This is a genomic window from Bacteroidales bacterium, assembly GCA_035353855.1.
Taxonomy (GTDB): Bacteria; Bacteroidota; Bacteroidia; order Bacteroidales; family CG2-30-32-10; genus DAOQAK01.
This window is the reverse complement of the sequence record DAOQAK010000039.1, coordinates 13,045-31,349: the sequence shown is the minus strand read 5'-3', so window position 1 is coordinate 31,349 and position 18,305 is coordinate 13,045. Positions and strand designations below refer to the sequence as shown.

Genomic DNA, 18,305 nt, shown 5'->3' with positions numbered 1-18,305 from the left:
GGACTTAAATGTAAAATTAATCGTGAAAACAAAAGTTAAAAGTTTATAGGAGTAGCGGCTTGTTAAGGCTAAAGTTATTTGTTGAAAGTAAAAATTCCATCGCACCATTTTTCGATAAACTCAAAATGACGACAGGCGCACGGTCAGGCTGAGTTCATCGAAGCCTGATAATGTATAAAATGTGATTTGATTTTCTTTCGACTTTAAATTATCAACCAAACCAGCAGCTCAACCTTTCAACCATTGACAAAGTAGAAAGTTAATAGGAGTAGCGGCTGGTTAAGGTTAAAGTTATTTGTTGAAAGTAAAAATTCCATCGCACCATTTTTCGATAAACTCAAAATGACGACAGGCGCACGGTCAGGCTGAGTTCATCGAGGCCTGATAATGTATAAAATGTGATTTGATTTTCTTTCGACTTTAAATTATCAACAAAACCAGCAGCTCAACCTTTCACCTATTGACAAAGTCAAGAGTTTATAGGAGTGGCGGCTGGTTAAGGCTAAAGTTATTTGTTGAAAATAAAAAAATCAATCGACCATTAACTGTCAACCAAACCAGCAGCACAACCAAAAAACATATGACAAATATTCAAATCATAAATCTAAAATCATAAATCGTTAAATTATGACATACATAGTTAGTGAACACTTGTGTCCGCAAAATCATCGTTGTCCGATAATAAATGTTTGTCCAGCGGGAGCAATAATGCAAAATGGATATGGACTTCCTGTAATAGATAAATCAAAATGTACCGGTTGTGGTAAATGTGCAAAATATTGTCCTACAAGGGCAGTAAGGAAAGAATAGGAAAATTATTTTTCACCTGTCATAAGAAAAACAGGGTATATAACATTTTGGTTTTGTTCATTTATTCTTTTCATCTCATAACAGGTATCTGCTTTTATATTTTTAAATCCTGTTGTTATAAAAAGTTTTTTCATTGCTTCGCGATCAAAACCTTTGTGGCCTTTAAAATCCGGACCATGAAAATTGCCATTCTCTTTATCCAGATCGGCAATACATAAGAATGCCGGTTTTTTCATCATCATATAGAAACGTGCTAAAATGGTTTCTATATCAGTAATATGATGTAATGTCAAAGCGGTATAAATGATATCAAATTTTTTATCAGGAATTTTATCAACTATCAAATCAGTTTTTAAAACATTCATTGATGTAATTTTATTTTTTTGAATTTTTTGTTTCAGTACTTCCAGCATACCATCGGAGCTGTCGGCAAGAGTAATCGATTTCAGGTAAGGCATTAAATTAAAACTGATCAAACCGGTTCCACAGCCGTATTCAAATCCTTCCATTTCCGCATTTAATTTAACATGCTCGCGGATCTTGTCTGCAATATGTTTTGACCGTTCAATGAATAAAGGATTATCATCCCAGGTAAGCGCTTTTATATCAAATTCGTTCATTTAATAATTGATATTTGTTTTGTGAAAATAAAAAAATTAATTAATGTTTCCTACACTGAATACATCATACCCATTTTCTTTTATCATTTGCATGGCAGGTTGAATCTGCATGATGTTTCCACCCCAATAATTGTGATTGTAAATATGTGGTGTTTTAAACCAACTGTCGATATTCATAATAATCTCAATATTCCGGGTTGTTCCTTCCGTTATTGTAAAAGATGAATTCGGCAAACTGACATTAAAATAATTCTGAACATAAGCATAAATAGAATCCACACAATTAGTGGCATTGCTTTTATATAACTGCCCGATACCAAGGTGAAAATTAAAGTTTTCTATTTGGTTGATCGAATCCTGCCATTTCCCATTAAGCATCATGTAGTGATAGCCGCCACCCAGCATATCGGGCCATGCCATATTTGATTCAGGATGATTAACAAACATGAATGATTTATTCTTTTCTGCATTAATCCCAAATGTAAATGAAATGGAATCGTAAGCGCCAACAGGAATACTGTCGTAAACATTCCATGTTAATGTTGAAGGAATATCTATATCAACATAATTTATATTTTTCCAGTCATCAATCACTTTTATTGTTCCATCCGACTTATATAATTTCACATCCGATATAAAATACATCAACTGGTTCACTTCATAAAGATTTCCGGCAGCATTAATATACATCATCGTATCTGTATTCAAGGGTTGGTCGTCAACATTATGTGTGAACAGGAAGTTGATATGACCTGTTTCTGCAACAGTAGCTTTTTCCTGTGTTTTTTTACATGAAAAAATTACAAGCATGATTAGTATTAGAAATAAATTTCGCAGACAAAAAACTTTCATATACTTAAATATTTACATACAAATTTATAAAGAATACTCTTCCCGGTTCGTAAAGTTTTCCTGTGCTTCCAACGATTTTACGGTTCAGATGTTCATAATATGCACGATCGAAAATATTGTTAATCCCGGCATTGATATCGGCAAATTTATTTATTTTACATTTAACAGAAAAGTTAAGTAATGCGAATCCCGGCGTATAGGATTCATAGAGTGCAACTGAAGTATGGCGCTGATCGGCAACGATGCGTATTGATATTTTAGGAGTAATATTTCTTTTTACGAATTTATATGATATACCTAAAGTGGTTTCAAAAGGAGGGATTTCAGGTAGCGCATCATTAATAACAGTTGTTTCGCCAATCACTTGTGTTCCGCTTGTAATGTATTTTATATCTTCAGGAATAACACCATAGGTGTATGCAGCAACAATACTTGTGTTCAGCCGGAATTGTTCAGGCGAGGTATAGCCTAATTCAAATCCTTCGAAAGTAACGTGATCGGTATTTGCAAATTGTTTTACACCTAAAACACCTTGTGTTTGTGAAGTGATTATAGATGGCGGTATTCTTACTGATGAAATATAATCAGTAACATAGGAATAAAAACCATTTAAATAAACAGCTCCTAAATTTTCTTTTGAATATTTTAATGTCAGGTCGGCTTCATAATTTATTTCCGGCTTCAACCGGGGATTTCCTAAGTAGTCATAGTTGTCATAACCAACAGCAAGCAATTTTATATATCGTTCAAGCATGTTGGGGGTTCGCACTCCGCGACATAATGCCAACGATATGCTTAAATGATCATTTATTTTTTTTGTAATTCCTGCATTAGCGCTTAAATTCAGTGATTGCGAACTTACGTCATCGAAATATTCAATAGCATCTTTAACCAGTTTCAATGTATCTTTTGATGTTGCTTTATTATAATCACAACGTATACTCGCATTTATTTCATATGAAGAAAACGATGTTGTATACTCTGCGTACAGTCCTGAATTTTGTATTAGTGCGTCATTCCATAGATTTGTTTTTTTTGTTGAAGAAGTTCCCATCATTTGCATGGTCATTATTCTTTCGCCGTCTTTGGCAATATCTTCAAAATCCAAACCTGCAATTATTTTATGTTTGTTTAATTGTAAATTTAATTCCGCACGTCCTCCTGTATTTATAGCATCCACCTCTGCTATCATTTGTTTTGTTGAATAATTGGAACGTTTGCTGTTGTCCATTATATGGTTCACATCCGAGCGATAGATTTTTATATCAAAAGTTTTTATGATATTGCCTATATTTTTTAAGCTATAATCAATTGAGCCGATTTGTGTATTGTCGCTAACTTCATCCATTGGTAATGCCGGGTACAAAACATCATTGCTGCGGATATTGGAATATGAAAAAAGTATGTTCTGATTTGGTGTTAAAATAAACCCAACTTTTCCCATGTAATTATATTTTTCAAATGAAGAATTATAAGTTGTATCAAGATCATCGAGATTGCCGCTTTCGTAATTGCCATAATTTTTATAACCACCCGAAAACAGGAAATATATTTTTTTATATCCGCCAAATACAGATATATGCTCTTTCTGCCCGTTCCAGTTGGTTTCAAAGCCATACATGGCATTGGCATGAATTTCAAATTCATCGTATTTCTGTGGTTTTATGGTAACAAAATTTAAAACTCCACCCAATGATGAACCATAACGTAAAGTGTAAGGACCTTTAATGATTTCAATTTTTTCTATATCATCTGCTTCAACATGAGACGATACCGGGTCCATGCGATTAGGACAGCCATTCTCTATTTTGATTCCGTTATCCAATACCACATTCAGTTCGCTATATCTGAAACCCCTTATTACCGGGTCAACAGCAATACCGCCTTTTCGCAAACCTGATACATTAGGAACAGTTCGTAAAAATTCGCCTATATCATGAGTGTTTGAATTTTGAATTTGTGTTTTGCTGATGTCGCTTGCTATATATGAGTATTTTTTTATTAGGCTGTCTTTAATCTCGATACTCTTTAATTTAACCGTATCCTTGATGTCCTGAGAATGCAAATAAAAAGGGAATAACACAACATTCAAGAAAAATAAATATTTTTTTAAAATCTTCATTGTTTCTAATTTATAAATATGATATTTTATTCAGCCTGTTAATTTAAAATGTATTATAAAACTTAAAGTAAGGCTATTTATTGTTTCCGGGAAATTTTGATTTCTCTATAACCGCTAATATAATTGATTTTGCTGAATTGCGATTTACTCTTTAATCATTTTTATCACGGTAAAGAAATTTTTAGTTTCGAGTTTTACAAGATAAATTCCTCTTGAATAGCCTGATATATCAACCTGTTCAGAAATTGACGGGTTTACTTTGAAAAAAATCCTGTCGCCAAAAATATTGTAAACTGATAGTACAGAGTTATTGTCAATATATGTGCTTTCAACAGTAAAAATGCCATTACAAGGATTTGGATATACATTAATGAATTCCTGTTTTTCTATATTTTTTTCCCCTGTTGTCTCTGCTTCAAGTTTAGCAACATATACCGTAGAATAATTTGTATCAGGGCTTGTAATAAATAAGGAATCAAATACTACAACACTACTCTGATAATATCCTGCTGTAAAAATATTTTCAAGTGAATTAACGGCAACAGCAAAAGCTCCATCATCAATGTTTCCACCAATACCTTTTGCCCAGATAAAATTCCCGTCCTTATCATATTTGGCAAGAGCTCCATCATATAACCCGGCGTTATTAAACGTGAAGGTTCCAAATTTAATTGAAGGACTGTTGTATGTCATAGAAATAATCACATTTTCTGAAGCATCAGTAGCAATAGCCGAAAGCTGATCATCATTGTTTCCGCCGGCACATTTTGCCCATAATACCTGTCCACTTGTATTAAATTTTGTTGTGAAAACATCAGCTCTGTCTAAAAAAGAGTTTACTAATGTTGTTGTGCCAAGGTTAAATGTAGAACTAAAGAAAATACCGGACACATAAATATTTCCTGAAATATCAGTAGTAATTGCTTTTACACGTTCGTCGGAATAATTCCCTGCGCTTTTTGCCCAAAGTACATTCCCTGCGGTGTCGAGTTTTGTTAAAAATATATCGGAATAACCATTATTGGAATTATTGTGTATCGTATCGGAGTCAAAAGAAATATAAGGACTTTTATAAGTACCTCCGAAAAATATATTTCCATTCGCATCGGCAGTTATTGAGTATGCTTTATCCTGTGAACTTCCACCAAACCTTTTTGCCCAGATTATATTTCCATCCGGTTTGTATTTAACAACAAACATACTCCCTGATATACTTGTATAATCAAGGGTATCGGTACCAAAAATTATTGAAGAGCTTCGGAAGTTTCCGGTAATATATATATTTCCTGAATTGTCTGTTGTAACCGAAGTTGCTTCATCAGCATCATTTCCTTTTGCACCTCTTGCCCAAAGTTTGTTTCCGTTTGCGTCGAACTTACAAAGCAAAACATCAGTATTGCCTGTGCTTACAAGTGTGTCATTATTAAAGATGAGTTCAGAAGAACCATTAAATCCTGCAATATATACATTGCCGTTTACATCAACATCAACAGAATATGGTGTGTCATGATCGTCTCCTCCAATACTTCTTGACCAAATAACATCACCGTTATCATTGTATTTTACCAAAAAGATATCATGCTCCTGGCTTGAGTTGGTAAGTGTATCATCATCAAAAATTACGGTCGGACTAATAAAATATCCGGTAACATAAACATTACCTAAAGCATCATTTGACATAGCATATGCCTCATTGCCGTAGCCTCATGTTACGTAGGTTATCTTTTCGCCTCCTGAATTTTTTACCCATTCCCAAACAGGTGTCTGGGCGAATGATGCAATTGTATTAATAATAAAAGTAATAAGAATTAAATTTATTTTTTTCATGTTTTTATGTTTTATATGGTAAATGTAAAAAATAAAAAGGTTCATTTGAATTTTAACCTTTTGAGATTTTTTATATACAAATTTATGAATTAAAATTCAAATGGTATTTTAACACTTAATGTAAAATTCCTGCCGGGATTATAAAAGCCAACTTCTTTTAAAGTAGAAAGATGGTCGATGTATTTTTTATCGAAAATGTTATTTACTCCAAACGCTAATGAAATCATTTGTTTTCCTGATTTAATACTTGCACCTGTTCCTAAATTAAATAATGAATAACCCGGGGCTTCTTCTTCTTCGGGTGATGGATCATTTTGTTCAAATGCTGTTGATGAAATTATTTTTATAAATACATCATGAAGAAAACTTATTTTTTCTTTTTCTGCCATAATTTCAAAGCTTAATTTTTTCGCAGGAATATAAGGTAAATGATTGCCGTTAATTTGTTTGCCTGTAACTGTCGAGAATTTGGATTCAAGATGAAGCCATTTTATTTTTTTAGGGTGAAAATGAATCCCTGTTTCACCGCCATAAAGTACTGCATCCGACTGCATGTATTTATAAATGGTTTCACCGCTTGCAATAGTATCATTGGTAGGTGAAATATAAATATATTTGTTTATTATATTGTAAAACCCTGCAATATCAAGTGTGAAATCATTTACATGGTAATGCATGCTCATATCGGTTTCATAAGCATTTTGAGGCGACAGAGAACTATTCCCAAGTTCGTAGCGAATTTCATGTATCCCGTTTGATGTTAGTTCTGCAAGATTAGGCGTACGGTAAGCCGTAGCGAAATTTGTACGGAATAATATCTTTTCAGATAGGTTATATGTAGTGCCAATAGAGCCACTGAAACTATTATAATTTATATTTAACGCTTCACGGTAATTATAATCGGAAGTTTGTCCGACAGCTTCGGTTGAAATTAATTTGTAATCGTAACGTATACCTGTTTGTAATTTCAACTTTTTGAAAACCGTGTATTGAAGCAGTGTAAATGCAGAGTAGTTGTCAGTGTGAGCATCGGGTAATAGAATTACTTCGGCATGGTTAAAATTTTTATTGACCTGGTTTAACCCTTGTATCCCGATAATATATTCCGACTTTTCGTTGGAAGGTAAATAAAGTTTTGTTTCATAAGTTAGTGTTTTAAGATTCATTGAAATTTCTGTAATATCAATGTCTGCATAGTGAATTAAATCGGCTGACTGAAGCGCCGCATTAATTTCCAGTTTATATTTATTCAGGAATATTCTGTTTTGCGACGAAAGCAAGTGGTTATTCATTTGCTCGTACCATATTTCATTCTTACGTCCGCGTGATGTAATTTCTTCTATAGGTTCATCTTCTGCCAAACCTAATTTTTGTTGATTATAATCGTAAAACATTTTAAAAATTCCAATTTTACTGCTATATCCTCCATTTGCTTTCAGTGAAATTTCATTGAATCTGGTGTTGGGAACAAAGTTACCACCACCCTGTAAATAATCGGCATTTGTTTTATTTCCGAAACGTATTCCCCCGAATAATTTTTTTGAAGCGCCTTTAATCCCTAAATTATTTTCGGCGCCAAGCGAATTTGAAAAAAGTTGTAGGTTATAATCGCCTTGAATTTTACCTATTGCTGCGGGTTTTTCTTTAATGAAATTAATTACTCCGCCTATGGCATCGGAACCATAAAGCAGTGAAGCTGGACCCTTAATGATTTCAACATCTTCTATTCCGAATTCATCAATACCCAGTGGGTGATGATCGGAATACTGGTAGTTTTCAAACCTTACACCGTTATTTAATATCACAACATTGTCCATTCCCAATCCCCTTATTACTGGTTTTGAAACACCATTTCCTTTTGAAATCATATCAACTCCGGGTACTTTAGTGAGTATTTCTGTGAAATTTGGACTTACTGTATTTATGCGTTCATTAAGTTTAAGTACATCAATTTTTACGGCATTGTCATGTTGTGTAGAACTGTATCCGCCTGAAACAACAATTTCTTCTGTTTCTATTGCTGTTTCTTTCATCGTAATATTTAGTTCAACGTTTTTATTATTTAGAAATATTGTTTCTATTGCATTTGCATAACCAATGAATGAAACCTGTATTTTAATTTTCCCATTTGGTAAATTATTTAAAAAGAATTCACCGTTTTGGTTTGATATAGTGCTTTTATTAAGCTCAGTCAAAAATATTGTTGCACCGGTTAGCGGCTTATTATCTGTATCAATGATTTTTCCTTTAATTGAATTTTGAGAAAATGTGAATTGGAATGATAACACCAAAACACATATGAAAATTATTTTTTTCATTTTGTTTACGTTATATGGTTAATACTAATTCTTTCAAAACATTTTTGTTTTGAAAAGTTTAAAATATTGGAATATGTTTTTATAAGTTAGTATGGAATTTTATACTAACGGAGGGGCGCGTAAAGAAAATGATAAAATATTTTGCTCAATAAAAACAGCAGAAGTATAAATATTATTGTAGAAATAATTTATTACATTTTTTGAATTAGCAGTTTTAACAGGGGATGGAGTATATGTTGAAAATTCAAATTTACAAATCTCGCACTTATGGTGAAATTCATGAATATGTTTTTTATTATCCGATTTATAAATATAATGTTCATGATGATGCTCAAGTTTAATTATTGTTGGTAAAAGAAATATCCCCAATAAAAAAATTGAAATAATATTTTTGTAAGATTTGTTTTTCAAAATTTATTGATTTGTTTTTTTTGAATTAGAAATCTCAGAATGCCTATAGTTAATAAAATTGCGGCAATAATAATTAAAAGATACCCGATAATTACAGATATATCTCTGCTTTCATATTTTATAAGCAGGATTCCAAATCCTGATAAAGCCAGAAATGTCCTTATATAAGAAAGCAAAGTTCTTTCATTAGCTAAATGTGTTCTTTGCTTTGCAAGGTTATCTCTTTTTTCTGTAATATCTTCCATTAGTTTCCAAAAATATAAATTTATAATATTATCATTTATTTTTTTTAAAATGCATCATTCAACTTTTTTATTCCAATAAATGGATTCGCTTTTACAAACAGGGATACATAACCCACACCCATCGCAAATTTCATTATAAATGATATAATGTTCCTGGACACAATTGACGGGCATTGTAATGCAATACTTGATACATTTTGAACAATCGTAACCGACAGATTTTATTATTGCCATATTTGGACAGGCTTTAATACAATTCCCGCATTTAGTGCATTTATAAATATCGATAACAGGAATCTGTTTGTTTATGGATTGGATCACGATAAAATAAATTAATTATTTTTTAATACTGATGCAGAAATTGGTTCTCCAATGTTTTCTCCATTGGCCCCTTTGTATTTTTCTTTTGCATCATATCCAATTCCTATTTTATCAAGCAATGGTTCCACCGCAACCTGGTGAAGCTGAAGCCCTAGTTCCCATGGGGCATAACCAAGTACCAGTCCCGCGAGTTCTTCATAAGTTAAAACAGGAATGCCATAATTATTTTGCGCATATGTAGTTCCTTCCATTTCACTGATCACATATTGCCAGCGGTCGAGAAAAAAATTACATCCCGGACAATTGGTAATTATTGCATCAGGATTATACGGCTTCATAGAATCCAATTTTCTTTTACTGTTCGATACAGAATATCCCCTGTTCGATTGAACCAGGTATTGCCTGAATCCAAATCCGCAACAATGGCGACGTTCGGGATAATCAACCTGTGCACCGCCCCAGTCATCAATCATTCCGGCAAGTACGTAGGGGTATTCCGCTCCGCCAATTCCTTTTTCGGGAAATATTTTTGCGTAATGGCATCCAATATGGTCAACAATTTTTAAGGGTTGTCCTGTTAATTTATTAACCAAACGATATTTCGCTTTTTCTGAAATTTCTTTTCGGAACTTATAAATAATATCACTGGTGTGAACAAGATTTTTCGGTATTACAAAATCTTTCCCGGTAGATTCTTTTAGCATTTTCCTGGTTTTCTTTTCCAATTCAGGAAAATGTTTCCATGTTTCAACCATTTCTGAATAGATACCAAAAGACGTAACACAAGAGCATACAAAATTTCCATACCCGGCTTCATTCATCAATGCGAATTGCCGCGCAACAACAGTCATGGTAGTTTCCATAGGAACTATTCCCGAATGATAAGCAATGCCTGTACATGTTGTTTGATTCGGGTCATCGAAAATATCTTTATGTAAAATGTCTTTTAATATTTTAAGAAAAAAAGTTTCCGATGCCGGGAAAAAATTCTGACGAATACAACTTCTTGCAAAATAAAAATGATCGTCGGCAATTTCTTTCTGATAATTTTCCCAGCAAATATTTTTACCCTTAGCAATCATTGTTCCTCCGGCTTTTCATTTGAATACACATACCTGAAATAATCATTATCTTTTCCTTCGCTGAATTGAATTCCCAGTTCCGATGCTTTCTTTTCGGAATATTTTTCAATTTTATCAAAACGTTCTATTGCTCCTGTAACCCGGAAAATATTTCTTAAATCATTCATCGATTCGTCTGAAGTTTTTCTTAATGTTCCGGCTCCATTTTCATTATAATTAGCTCCAAGTTTTTTGAGAATTGTCTCGCGGTTCAATTTCAGCCAATCCCAAACGGGACCTTGTTCTGGATACATTTGAGTATTTACTTCATCAATATGAACACAGTACCCATATTGAAGTATATGTTCTCCGACAGTTCTTTTAATGGCCAGTTGTTGTCTGCCTTTTTCCGATTCAGCAAAAAATCCGGTTTCAATTGAAAGCGCACGCAGCGCTTGTATTAAATATCCCGGTACGTTGCTTCTCGGGCAGCGTGTTTTACATGAAAGGCATTCGCCACACATCCAGATGGTATCACCTTTTAACAATGCTTCAAGTTCTGCTTCATCTTTATGTTGAAGTGTATCGGCAACCATTCGCGGGTCGTAATCATAAAACTGTGCAGCCGGACAAATGGCAGTGCATGTACCACAATTGATACATGCTGTTAGCCCTTCCTGATAACGAATATCTTCCGAAAGTTTTTTTAATAAACTGTCTTTTGTCATTATGCTTTTTCCAACGCGGTTTCTAAATCTTCAATAATATCATTTACATCTTCTATTCCTACAGAAAAACGAATTAAATCGTCTGTTATACCTGCTTTTAATTTGGCTTCATTTGATACTTTAGCATGAGTCATTGAAGCAGGATGTTGAATTAATGTTTCCACGCCACCCAGTGAAACCGCCAGAATAGCGAGGTGTACATTATCCAATAATTTTTTTGCTGCATCATAACCACCTTTTAATCCAAAACTGATCATTGATCCCGGACCTTTCATTTGTTCTGATGCAAGCTTATACTGTGGATGCGATTTTAATCCGGGGTATTTTATCCATGCAACCTTAGGATGAGCTTCTAAAAAATTCGCAACCTTCATTGCATTTTGCTGGGCTTCCCTTACTCTTATGCTTAAAGTTTTAACACCACGATGTACCATGTATGCCTGGTGTGGATCCATATTACATCCCATGTTAATCATCATTACTCGTAACTTGTCATAGATTACTTTTTCTTTTGCAACAATAATTCCTGCAACAATATCAGCATGTCCGTTGATGAATTTTGTCATTGAATGAAAAACAACATCTGCGCCTAAATCCAGAGGCTTCTGTAAATATGGGCTGCAAAAGGTATTGTCAACCACAAGTAAAATATTTTTTTCTTTTGCAAGTTTTGCACATGCTTTTAAGTCTGTAATCTCCATTGTAGGATTTGCAGGAGTTTCGATATATAAAACTTTTGTATTGGGTTTTATTGCTTTTTCAATAGTGTTAATATCGGTAGTGTTAATGTAAGTTGCCTGAACACCAAAACGTGAAAAATGATTTTCCATTACACCTCGTGCCGGTCCGTAAACTGCATCTGTACTTACAATATGGTCGCCATGATTCAATAAAGCCATATAGCAAGTTGTAACAGCAGCCATACCTGAAGAAACTGCTATGCCCCCATAACCGTTTTCCAGATCAGCTATTAATTTTTCAAGTGCGGTTATTGTTGGGTTACCAATACGTGTATAAATATACCCGTTGCTTTCTCCCGCAAAGCATTTTGCTCCTTCATCGGCGCTTTCAAAGGCGAAAGTAGAAGTTTGATATATAGGAACGGTAGCGCTTCCGTAAGCATCTTTATGTCCGCCACTATGAATTAATTTCGAGTCAAATCCTAATTTTTTTGTGTCCATATATTTTATTTTTTTATTTCGTTATTAAAAAATGTTTTTAATGATTCTGTTAGTAATTTTGGCGGAAAGCAAGGCTTCCGTGTTTTATTATTGATAAATGTCAGGGTTACTTCTGCTGTTGTTGTCATTGTGCCGGATTCATTGTAAAATTCATATTCAAATTTCATTCTTGTTTTTGGTATATCACGCAATATTGTTTTTACCGAAATCAAATCATCATAAAAAGCAGGTTTGATAAATTTGAAGTTCATTGAAATCACAGGCATGAAAATACCCATGTCCTCAATTTCTTTATAACATGAGCCTAATGCCCGCATTGCTTCAATACGTGCCGTTTCACAAAATATAACATATTTTGAATGATGCAGAAACCCCATTTGGTCAGTGTCGGTATATCCAACCCTGATCTTTGTTATATGCGTAAACATATTTTAATGATTATCGCATCCTTCATGACTATGACAGCCTTCGCCGCTATCGGTAACTTCGCCCTTCAGGTATTCTGTTATTACTTCTTTTACATTTCCGCTGCATCCACGGTAAACTTCAATTCCGCTCATGTTCAAAACATTTAATGCGCCCATTCCCATGTTTCCTGCAAGCATTATTTTAATTCCCATTGATGCAAGTACAGATGCAACATTAGATTTGCATCCGCAGCCTTCCGGTGCTTTAAAAGTCTCTTCATTGCTTACTTTTCCATCTTCAATTGTAAAGATGGTGTAGTATTCACAATGACCAAAATGGTCATCAACTTGTCCTTCTCTTGTTGGTACTGCTACTTTTTTCATATGTATTATTTTATAAATTATTATTGTATTATTTTTTTATTTATTGCTCTAATCAAGTGCTGATAGTTCACCCATTAAGTACATATTGATAACATCATTTATATTTCCATTACAACAACATATCGCATCTATATTTTGCTGAGATAAAATATCTATTTCATCATACCTGGTTTTTCCTGCCAATAAAATTGTTACTCCCTTTTCGTTAAGCATTAGCTCTATTTTATCATCTTTTTGATATTCTTGTGGAATTATTAATTTTACTTCATTTAATATTTTACCTGAATTAATTAAAAAATAGTAAAAAAATCACATGGAATTAAATGATCATCAACTTGTCTGTTTCTTATGGGGATTGCTACTTTTTTCATTTAAATTTAACTTATTAATAATAAATCTTGCATCTGACTGTGTTTGAAAAATATTTTCTTTACCTTGAAGCCATCCGATTTTCTTACTCATTCTGTTATCAACTTGGGGAATAAATGGTTTGATATCAAGTAAAGGAGTATTATCCATTATATCTATATCTTCAACGTAAAGAATATTATTTTCGATTTTTATTAAATAAACAACAGAAATTCCTATTGGATTAGGTCTTATTGGTGCGCGCGTAGCAAAAATTCCATGAGGCTTATCATCCATAAAAGGAATGACTTTTAGTTTACATGTTTCCGCTTTATTGAAATGATAAAACAAATAGATATATTGAAATTTTTCTAAATCCTGTAAACCATCAAGAAATTTTTTATGAATTTCGATAGTTCCTTTTACCCCTTTTGCTGCTATAGGTTGAACAGGCATTCTTTCGAGGGATGTGAATGGGCTGTGTATAACACCTATTTCTTTATATTTTATCACGGGCATCTGAAAAAACTCCTTAATCGTTTACCTAATCCTTTACCTCCACCAACATTTTTTCTAAGTCCCAAGCCTTTTTCAAAGCTAAAACCTTCGCTGTTTTCATTTTTTTTGTTTATACATTTACCAAGGTTTCTCCCTGTTCCAGACCCTTTTCCTTCGGGTCCTGTTTTATCTAGTTTTGGCATAATTTATTTATTTGCTTTTAATAATTTAACAATCTCATTAATCGTTTGATTTTGTTCAGGCATAATAATCATTTGTATATTATAATTATCCATAAACTCTTTGATTTTTATTCCAAATTCACCGGATATGATTTTCTTGACATTCATTTTATGCAAACATTCTACAACTGCTAATCCTGCGTCTTTATCCATTGTCTGACAAAAATTTTTAATAAAATTTATTTCACCTGAAATAGTATTATATAGTGCAAAAAATGAACATCTCGCAAAACGTTTATCTAATTTGGAATTAATTGTTCCACCGGTTGATGCAATAGCAATAATCATAATTTATTTATTTTTTTGAACTTTCATTAATTTTTAAAATAGAAATTGAATTACAAACAGGACAATTGTTTAATTTTTTTTTCTTATCGGGATTATTAAAATGAGAACCGCACTTTTTACATAGAAACCACTCGCTATCAAAATATACTTTTCCTCCTTCAATAACAATGGTCCTTGCTTCAGCAAATGCTTTTGCTACTTTTCTTCTGGCGCTTTCATATATACGTGTCAGTGTTGGTCTGGAAATACCCATGAATTCTGATGCTTCAGACTGGTTTAATAATTCGTAATCACAAAGCCTTATGGCTTCGTATTCTTCAAAAAGCATATTAACAGTTTCCTGCTCTTTGGCATAATAGCCGTATGGCTTAAATCCTTTGAACTTAGGTGGAGAAACCATTTTTCGTATTGTTTTTGGGCGAGCCATTATATAATTTTCAGTTAATTATTTTGCAAATATAATGAACTTATGTTCATAATAAAAAATATAAAATAAAATTTAAATACATATTATGTAATTAGCATAGGAAACCCTTGTATGAATTAACATTAGTTATTATTTGTATCATTAAAAAAATACATGTAGGTTTGTATTTGTGAAAACAAAACGGGTCATATTATATTTTCTTCTGTTCATTTCAGTAAGTTCATTTGGACAAAAGGTTGGGCTTGTACTGAGTGGTGGTGGCGCTAAAGGACTTGCTCATATTGGCGTTATTAAAGCACTTGAGGAAAATCATATTCCTATTGATTATGTTACAGGAACATCGATGGGGGCAATTGTAGGTTCCCTTTATGCCGCAGGATACACTCCCGATGAGATGATTAAAATTGTTACAGCTCCTGAATTTCAGAACTGGGCATTTGGAAAAATTGACGAAAAATATCTTTACTATTTTAAAAAGAAAGAAAATGATGCTTCGTGGGTTGATCTGAATTTTAAGTACGATACAATTATTAAACCTATATTGCCAACTAACATTGTCCCTCCGCATTTGATGGATTTTGCTTTTATGGAACTGATGGGGAAAGCATCGGCTGCATGTAATTATAATTTCGACAGCTTGTTTGTTCCTTTCCGTTGTGTTGCTACAGATGTATATGCAAACGAATCGGTTGTTTTTTCCAGTGGCGACCTGGGTTCATCAGTAAGAGCATCGATGACCTTTCCTTTTTATTTTAAGCCTATTTCAATAAACGGAAGATTATTATTTGATGGCGGTATCTACAATAATTTTCCAGGTGATGTGATGATCTCTGATTTTAAACCGGATTATATCATAGGAAGTAAGGTGGCTTCAAATACCTCGGCAAATATGGAAGATGATATTCTGGCACAGATTGAGAATATGATCATGACCGCAACAAATTATTCTTTACCCGATTCAAATGGTTTGATAATTCATCCTGATGTTCATAATGCAGGCCTGATGGATTTTTATCGCGCAAAAGAATTGATTCAGTACGGCTACGATGCTACTCAAGCGATGATGGATGAAATAAAAGATTGTATCCCTGTCAGAAAAGATTCACTGGCTTTAATTGCGGAGCGTAATAATTTTTTAAAGAAAGAACGACCGATAGTTTTTAAAAATATTGATATTACCGGACTTAGTACTTTGCAGAAAAAATACATGACAAAGAATATCATCTATTCAACAGATACCTTCACATTAGATTATTTTAAGAAACAATATTTTAAAATCATCACCGATGATCAAATTGAAAGCATATATCCCAAGGCAAAGTATAACCCGCAGACGGGGTATTATGATTTATTATTAAATGTAATTCGTGAAAAAAGATTTAATGCAAGAATAGGAGGGAATCTTTCATCTTCCAATTTAAACATGGGCTTTTTTGGTGCAGAGTACAAATATTTGCGCGAGAGAGGTTATTCGTTTTACGGGAACGCTTATTTCGGAAGGTTTTATAGTTCGCTTCTTGCCCGTATGAAAATTGATTATTATACTCAATTGCCTGTAAGCTTTCAGGCTATTGCAGCATATAACCGTTATGATTATTACCGGAGCAGTGTTGAATCATTTTATGAAGATATTCGTCCGCCTTATGTTATACAAAGAGAAACGTATGCGAAATCGGAAGTAAGCATTCCATTAAGAACACATGCCCGTGGAACCTTTGGTATTGGTATATCCGACAAAACCGATAAATACTACCAGTCTATTCATTTTATGAAATCCGATACAGCCGACCTTACCAATTTCAGGTTGGCTTCCCCTTATCTGACTTATGATGGCAACACATTAAATTTCCCAATGTTTCCTACAAGCGGGTTTCAGACATTTTTCCAGCTTCGTTATATAAGCGGATTTGAAAGATTTATTCCCGGTTCAACCTCCATAGGAAATCATACAATCGTTAATTATAATTCATGGGTGAATATGCGCCTTATACTTGAGCAATATTATAAATTAAATAGTTTTATAAAAGTAAATGGTTACATGGAATGCAATTATTCAAATCAGCCATTCTTTAATAATTATCTTTCAACGGTTATTGCCTCACCTGCTTTTAATCCTACGCCATATATGCAAACTCTTTTTATTGAAAATTACAGGAATCCTATTTATGCAGCAGCAGGTATTAAAACAGTTTTTCTGTTTTCAGATAAATTTCATTTTAGAATTGAGGGTTATGTTTTTCAACCTTATAAGCGAATTACATATACTGATGAAGGCAAACCCCAATGGGATGAACCATATAAATACAGGTATGGCATGATCACAAGTTCAATAGTATATCAAACTCCTGTTGGCCCTGTAAGCATTACAGGAAGCTATTATAAAAAATCAGAGAATAAAGTTTCAGTACTTTTTAATTTCGGATATTTGATTTTCAATAAAAGAGCTTTGGATTAATATTTTTTTATGAGTATTTTTTTTGTTATTAAAATTATTTTTACTTTTGTAGCATCAAATGAAAAACATTTCTAAAAATATAAACCGATTTTGGTGGTGGCATGGTTCAATTCTACGATGGTGCTGAACTAAGCTGTCCTGTTTGTATTTTATATAATATTTAAAAGGCTTGCCGTTCCGGCAAGCCTTTTTTGTTTCACGCAAATTTTATAAACATGAAAGTTATGGATATCAGCCAGATTGATGAGATGATGCCTTACGTTGATATTTTTCAGGTAGGTACACGAAATGCGCAGAATTTCAATTTGCTTAACGCGCTGGGTAAATGTGATAAAGCGGTTATGCTGAAACGAGGAATATCGGGAACTATTGAAGAATTATTACAAGCAGCGGAATATGTTTTTTCGAGCGGAAATGAAAAAAATATTTTATGTGAAAGAGGAATACGAACCTTTGAAAAAACATATCGCAATACACTTGACTTGAATGCTGTGGCTATTCTGAAAGATAAAACTCATTTGCCTGTAATCGTAGACCCATCGCATGGTGTGGGAATTCGTAAATATGTTGCTCAAATGGCTTTGGCATCAATGGTTGTGGGTGCTGACGGGATTATTGTGGAAACACATTCTGTTCCTGAAAAAGCCATTTCCGATGGACTGCAAACACTTGATTTTACTGAAATGCAACAGATGATAAGTAAGATAAACAAATTGAAAAATATTTAAAAAATGGTATCAGTATTTTATTTATTCATATT

The 18,305-nt window shown here is 33.3% G+C and carries 22 protein-coding genes; 3 read left to right on the top strand and 19 right to left on the bottom strand.

What is annotated here, in order from left to right:
- Positions 1–627: 627 nt before the first annotated feature.
- Positions 628–810 (top strand): 4Fe-4S binding protein, encoded by a 183-nt coding sequence (locus tag PKK00_10690; GenBank protein HNW98865.1) that lies wholly within the window; start codon positions 628–630, stop codon positions 808–810.
- 5 nt (positions 811–815) lie between these two features.
- On the opposite strand, the gene PKK00_10685 is transcribed toward PKK00_10690, so the two are convergent.
- From PKK00_10685 to PKK00_10595, 19 genes are all read right to left on the bottom strand, one after another.
- The gene (locus PKK00_10685) at positions 816–1,430 is read right to left on the bottom strand and encodes a class I SAM-dependent methyltransferase (protein ID HNW98864.1); all 615 of its coding nucleotides are present in this window, start codon (positions 1,428–1,430) and stop codon (positions 816–818) included.
- Positions 1,431–1,466: 36 nt separating this feature from the next.
- A complete protein-coding gene (locus PKK00_10680; protein HNW98863.1) occupies positions 1,467–2,240 on the bottom strand; it encodes a hypothetical protein in 774 nt (257 codons plus the stop codon).
- Between the two features lie 46 nt (positions 2,241–2,286).
- Positions 2,287–4,404, bottom strand: a complete 2,118-nt coding sequence (locus PKK00_10675; GenBank protein HNW98862.1) for a TonB-dependent receptor — start codon at positions 4,402–4,404, stop codon at positions 2,287–2,289.
- Positions 4,405–4,548: 144 nt separating this feature from the next.
- Positions 4,549–6,084 (bottom strand): SBBP repeat-containing protein, encoded by a 1,536-nt coding sequence (locus PKK00_10670; GenBank protein ID HNW98861.1) that lies wholly within the window; start codon positions 6,082–6,084, stop codon positions 4,549–4,551.
- Positions 6,085–6,108: 24 nt separating this feature from the next.
- Positions 6,109–6,231, bottom strand: coding sequence for a hypothetical protein (locus PKK00_10665; GenBank protein ID HNW98860.1), 123 nt, complete (start codon positions 6,229–6,231; stop codon positions 6,109–6,111).
- An 89-nt stretch (positions 6,232–6,320) separates the two neighbouring features.
- Positions 6,321–8,549 (bottom strand): TonB-dependent receptor, encoded by a 2,229-nt coding sequence (locus tag PKK00_10660; GenBank protein HNW98859.1) that lies wholly within the window; start codon positions 8,547–8,549, stop codon positions 6,321–6,323.
- 99 nt (positions 8,550–8,648) lie between these two features.
- On the bottom strand, positions 8,649–8,960 hold the full coding sequence (locus PKK00_10655; protein ID HNW98858.1) for a hypothetical protein: 312 nt from the start codon (positions 8,958–8,960) through the stop codon (positions 8,649–8,651).
- Positions 8,957–9,205, bottom strand: coding sequence for a DUF202 domain-containing protein (locus PKK00_10650; GenBank protein ID HNW98857.1), 249 nt, complete (start codon positions 9,203–9,205; stop codon positions 8,957–8,959). The genes PKK00_10655 and PKK00_10650 overlap by 4 nt, the downstream gene beginning before the upstream one ends.
- Positions 9,206–9,259: 54 nt before the next feature.
- Positions 9,260–9,439 carry a 4Fe-4S binding protein gene (locus tag PKK00_10645; GenBank protein HNW98856.1) on the bottom strand — a complete coding sequence of 60 codons (180 nt, stop codon included), beginning with the start codon at positions 9,437–9,439 and terminating at the stop codon, positions 9,260–9,262.
- A 98-nt stretch (positions 9,440–9,537) separates the two neighbouring features.
- The gene (locus PKK00_10640) at positions 9,538–10,608 is read right to left on the bottom strand and encodes a heterodisulfide reductase-related iron-sulfur binding cluster (GenBank protein ID HNW98855.1); all 1,071 of its coding nucleotides are present in this window, start codon (positions 10,606–10,608) and stop codon (positions 9,538–9,540) included.
- Complete coding sequence (locus PKK00_10635) at positions 10,605–11,315, bottom strand: 4Fe-4S dicluster domain-containing protein (GenBank protein ID HNW98854.1); 711 nt, start codon at positions 11,313–11,315, stop codon at positions 10,605–10,607. The genes PKK00_10640 and PKK00_10635 overlap by 4 nt, the downstream gene beginning before the upstream one ends.
- Complete coding sequence (locus PKK00_10630) at positions 11,315–12,496, bottom strand: PLP-dependent aspartate aminotransferase family protein (protein ID HNW98853.1); 1,182 nt, start codon at positions 12,494–12,496, stop codon at positions 11,315–11,317. Before PKK00_10630 ends, PKK00_10635 begins: the two co-directional genes overlap by 1 nt.
- Positions 12,497–12,501: 5 nt before the next feature.
- On the bottom strand, positions 12,502–12,924 hold the full coding sequence (locus PKK00_10625) for a thioesterase family protein (GenBank protein HNW98852.1): 423 nt from the start codon (positions 12,922–12,924) through the stop codon (positions 12,502–12,504).
- A 3-nt stretch (positions 12,925–12,927) separates the two neighbouring features.
- On the bottom strand, positions 12,928–13,287 hold the full coding sequence (locus PKK00_10620; protein ID HNW98851.1) for a NifB/NifX family molybdenum-iron cluster-binding protein: 360 nt from the start codon (positions 13,285–13,287) through the stop codon (positions 12,928–12,930).
- A gap of 48 nt (positions 13,288–13,335) precedes the next feature.
- Positions 13,336–13,500, bottom strand: a complete 165-nt coding sequence (locus PKK00_10615) for a hypothetical protein (protein HNW98850.1) — start codon at positions 13,498–13,500, stop codon at positions 13,336–13,338.
- 117 nt (positions 13,501–13,617) lie between these two features.
- Positions 13,618–14,154, bottom strand: coding sequence for a tRNA (N6-threonylcarbamoyladenosine(37)-N6)-methyltransferase TrmO (tsaA, locus tag PKK00_10610; protein ID HNW98849.1), 537 nt, complete (start codon positions 14,152–14,154; stop codon positions 13,618–13,620).
- Entirely contained in the window at positions 14,145–14,336 is a 192-nt protein-coding gene (locus tag PKK00_10605; GenBank protein ID HNW98848.1) for a DUF5320 domain-containing protein, read from the bottom strand. Before PKK00_10605 ends, tsaA begins: the two co-directional genes overlap by 10 nt.
- Positions 14,337–14,339: 3 nt before the next feature.
- Positions 14,340–14,663: a NifB/NifX family molybdenum-iron cluster-binding protein gene (locus PKK00_10600; GenBank protein ID HNW98847.1), complete on the bottom strand. Its 324-nt coding sequence runs from the start codon at positions 14,661–14,663 to the stop codon at positions 14,340–14,342.
- 7 nt (positions 14,664–14,670) lie between these two features.
- The gene (locus tag PKK00_10595; protein HNW98846.1) at positions 14,671–15,090 is read right to left on the bottom strand and encodes a DUF134 domain-containing protein; all 420 of its coding nucleotides are present in this window, start codon (positions 15,088–15,090) and stop codon (positions 14,671–14,673) included.
- Between the two features lie 169 nt (positions 15,091–15,259).
- Here PKK00_10595 and PKK00_10590 point away from each other — a divergent pair, with 169 nt between their 5' ends.
- On the top strand, positions 15,260–17,545 hold the full coding sequence (locus PKK00_10590) for a patatin-like phospholipase family protein (protein HNW98845.1): 2,286 nt from the start codon (positions 15,260–15,262) through the stop codon (positions 17,543–17,545).
- A 215-nt stretch (positions 17,546–17,760) separates the two neighbouring features.
- Entirely contained in the window at positions 17,761–18,273 is a 513-nt protein-coding gene (locus tag PKK00_10585) for an N-acetylneuraminate synthase family protein (protein ID HNW98844.1), read from the top strand.
- Positions 18,274–18,305 lie beyond the last annotated feature (32 nt).

Bases quoted from the DNA above. Each gene is read 5' to 3' on its own strand.
- PKK00_10690 (HNW98865.1), top strand. From the start codon at position 628: ATGACATACATAGTTAGTGAACACTTGTGTCCGCAAAATCATCGTTGT.
- PKK00_10685 (HNW98864.1), bottom strand. From the start codon at position 1,430: ATGAACGAATTTGATATAAAAGCGCTTACCTGGGATGATAATCCTTTA.
- PKK00_10680 (HNW98863.1), bottom strand. From the start codon at position 2,240: ATGCTTGTAATTTTTTCATGTAAAAAAACACAGGAAAAAGCTACTGTT.
- PKK00_10675 (HNW98862.1), bottom strand. From the start codon at position 4,404: ATGAAGATTTTAAAAAAATATTTATTTTTCTTGAATGTTGTGTTATTC.
- PKK00_10670 (HNW98861.1), bottom strand. From the start codon at position 6,084: ATGTCAAATGATGCTTTAGGTAATGTTTATGTTACCGGATATTTTATT.
- PKK00_10665 (HNW98860.1), bottom strand. From the start codon at position 6,231: ATGAAAAAAATAAATTTAATTCTTATTACTTTTATTATTAATACAATT.
- PKK00_10660 (HNW98859.1), bottom strand. From the start codon at position 8,549: ATGAAAAAAATAATTTTCATATGTGTTTTGGTGTTATCATTCCAATTC.
- PKK00_10650 (HNW98857.1), bottom strand. From the start codon at position 9,205: ATGGAAGATATTACAGAAAAAAGAGATAACCTTGCAAAGCAAAGAACA.
- PKK00_10645 (HNW98856.1), bottom strand. From the start codon at position 9,439: ATGGCAATAATAAAATCTGTCGGTTACGATTGTTCAAAATGTATCAAG.
- PKK00_10640 (HNW98855.1), bottom strand. From the start codon at position 10,608: ATGATTGCTAAGGGTAAAAATATTTGCTGGGAAAATTATCAGAAAGAA.
- PKK00_10635 (HNW98854.1), bottom strand. From the start codon at position 11,315: ATGACAAAAGACAGTTTATTAAAAAAACTTTCGGAAGATATTCGTTAT.
- PKK00_10630 (HNW98853.1), bottom strand. From the start codon at position 12,496: ATGGACACAAAAAAATTAGGATTTGACTCGAAATTAATTCATAGTGGC.
- PKK00_10625 (HNW98852.1), bottom strand. From the start codon at position 12,924: ATGTTTACGCATATAACAAAGATCAGGGTTGGATATACCGACACTGAC.
- PKK00_10620 (HNW98851.1), bottom strand. From the start codon at position 13,287: ATGAAAAAAGTAGCAGTACCAACAAGAGAAGGACAAGTTGATGACCAT.
- PKK00_10615 (HNW98850.1), bottom strand. From the start codon at position 13,500: ATGCTTAACGAAAAGGGAGTAACAATTTTATTGGCAGGAAAAACCAGG.
- tsaA (HNW98849.1), bottom strand. From the start codon at position 14,154: ATGCCCGTGATAAAATATAAAGAAATAGGTGTTATACACAGCCCATTC.
- PKK00_10605 (HNW98848.1), bottom strand. From the start codon at position 14,336: ATGCCAAAACTAGATAAAACAGGACCCGAAGGAAAAGGGTCTGGAACA.
- PKK00_10600 (HNW98847.1), bottom strand. From the start codon at position 14,663: ATGATTATTGCTATTGCATCAACCGGTGGAACAATTAATTCCAAATTA.
- PKK00_10595 (HNW98846.1), bottom strand. From the start codon at position 15,090: ATGGCTCGCCCAAAAACAATACGAAAAATGGTTTCTCCACCTAAGTTC.
- PKK00_10585 (HNW98844.1), top strand. From the start codon at position 17,761: ATGAAAGTTATGGATATCAGCCAGATTGATGAGATGATGCCTTACGTT.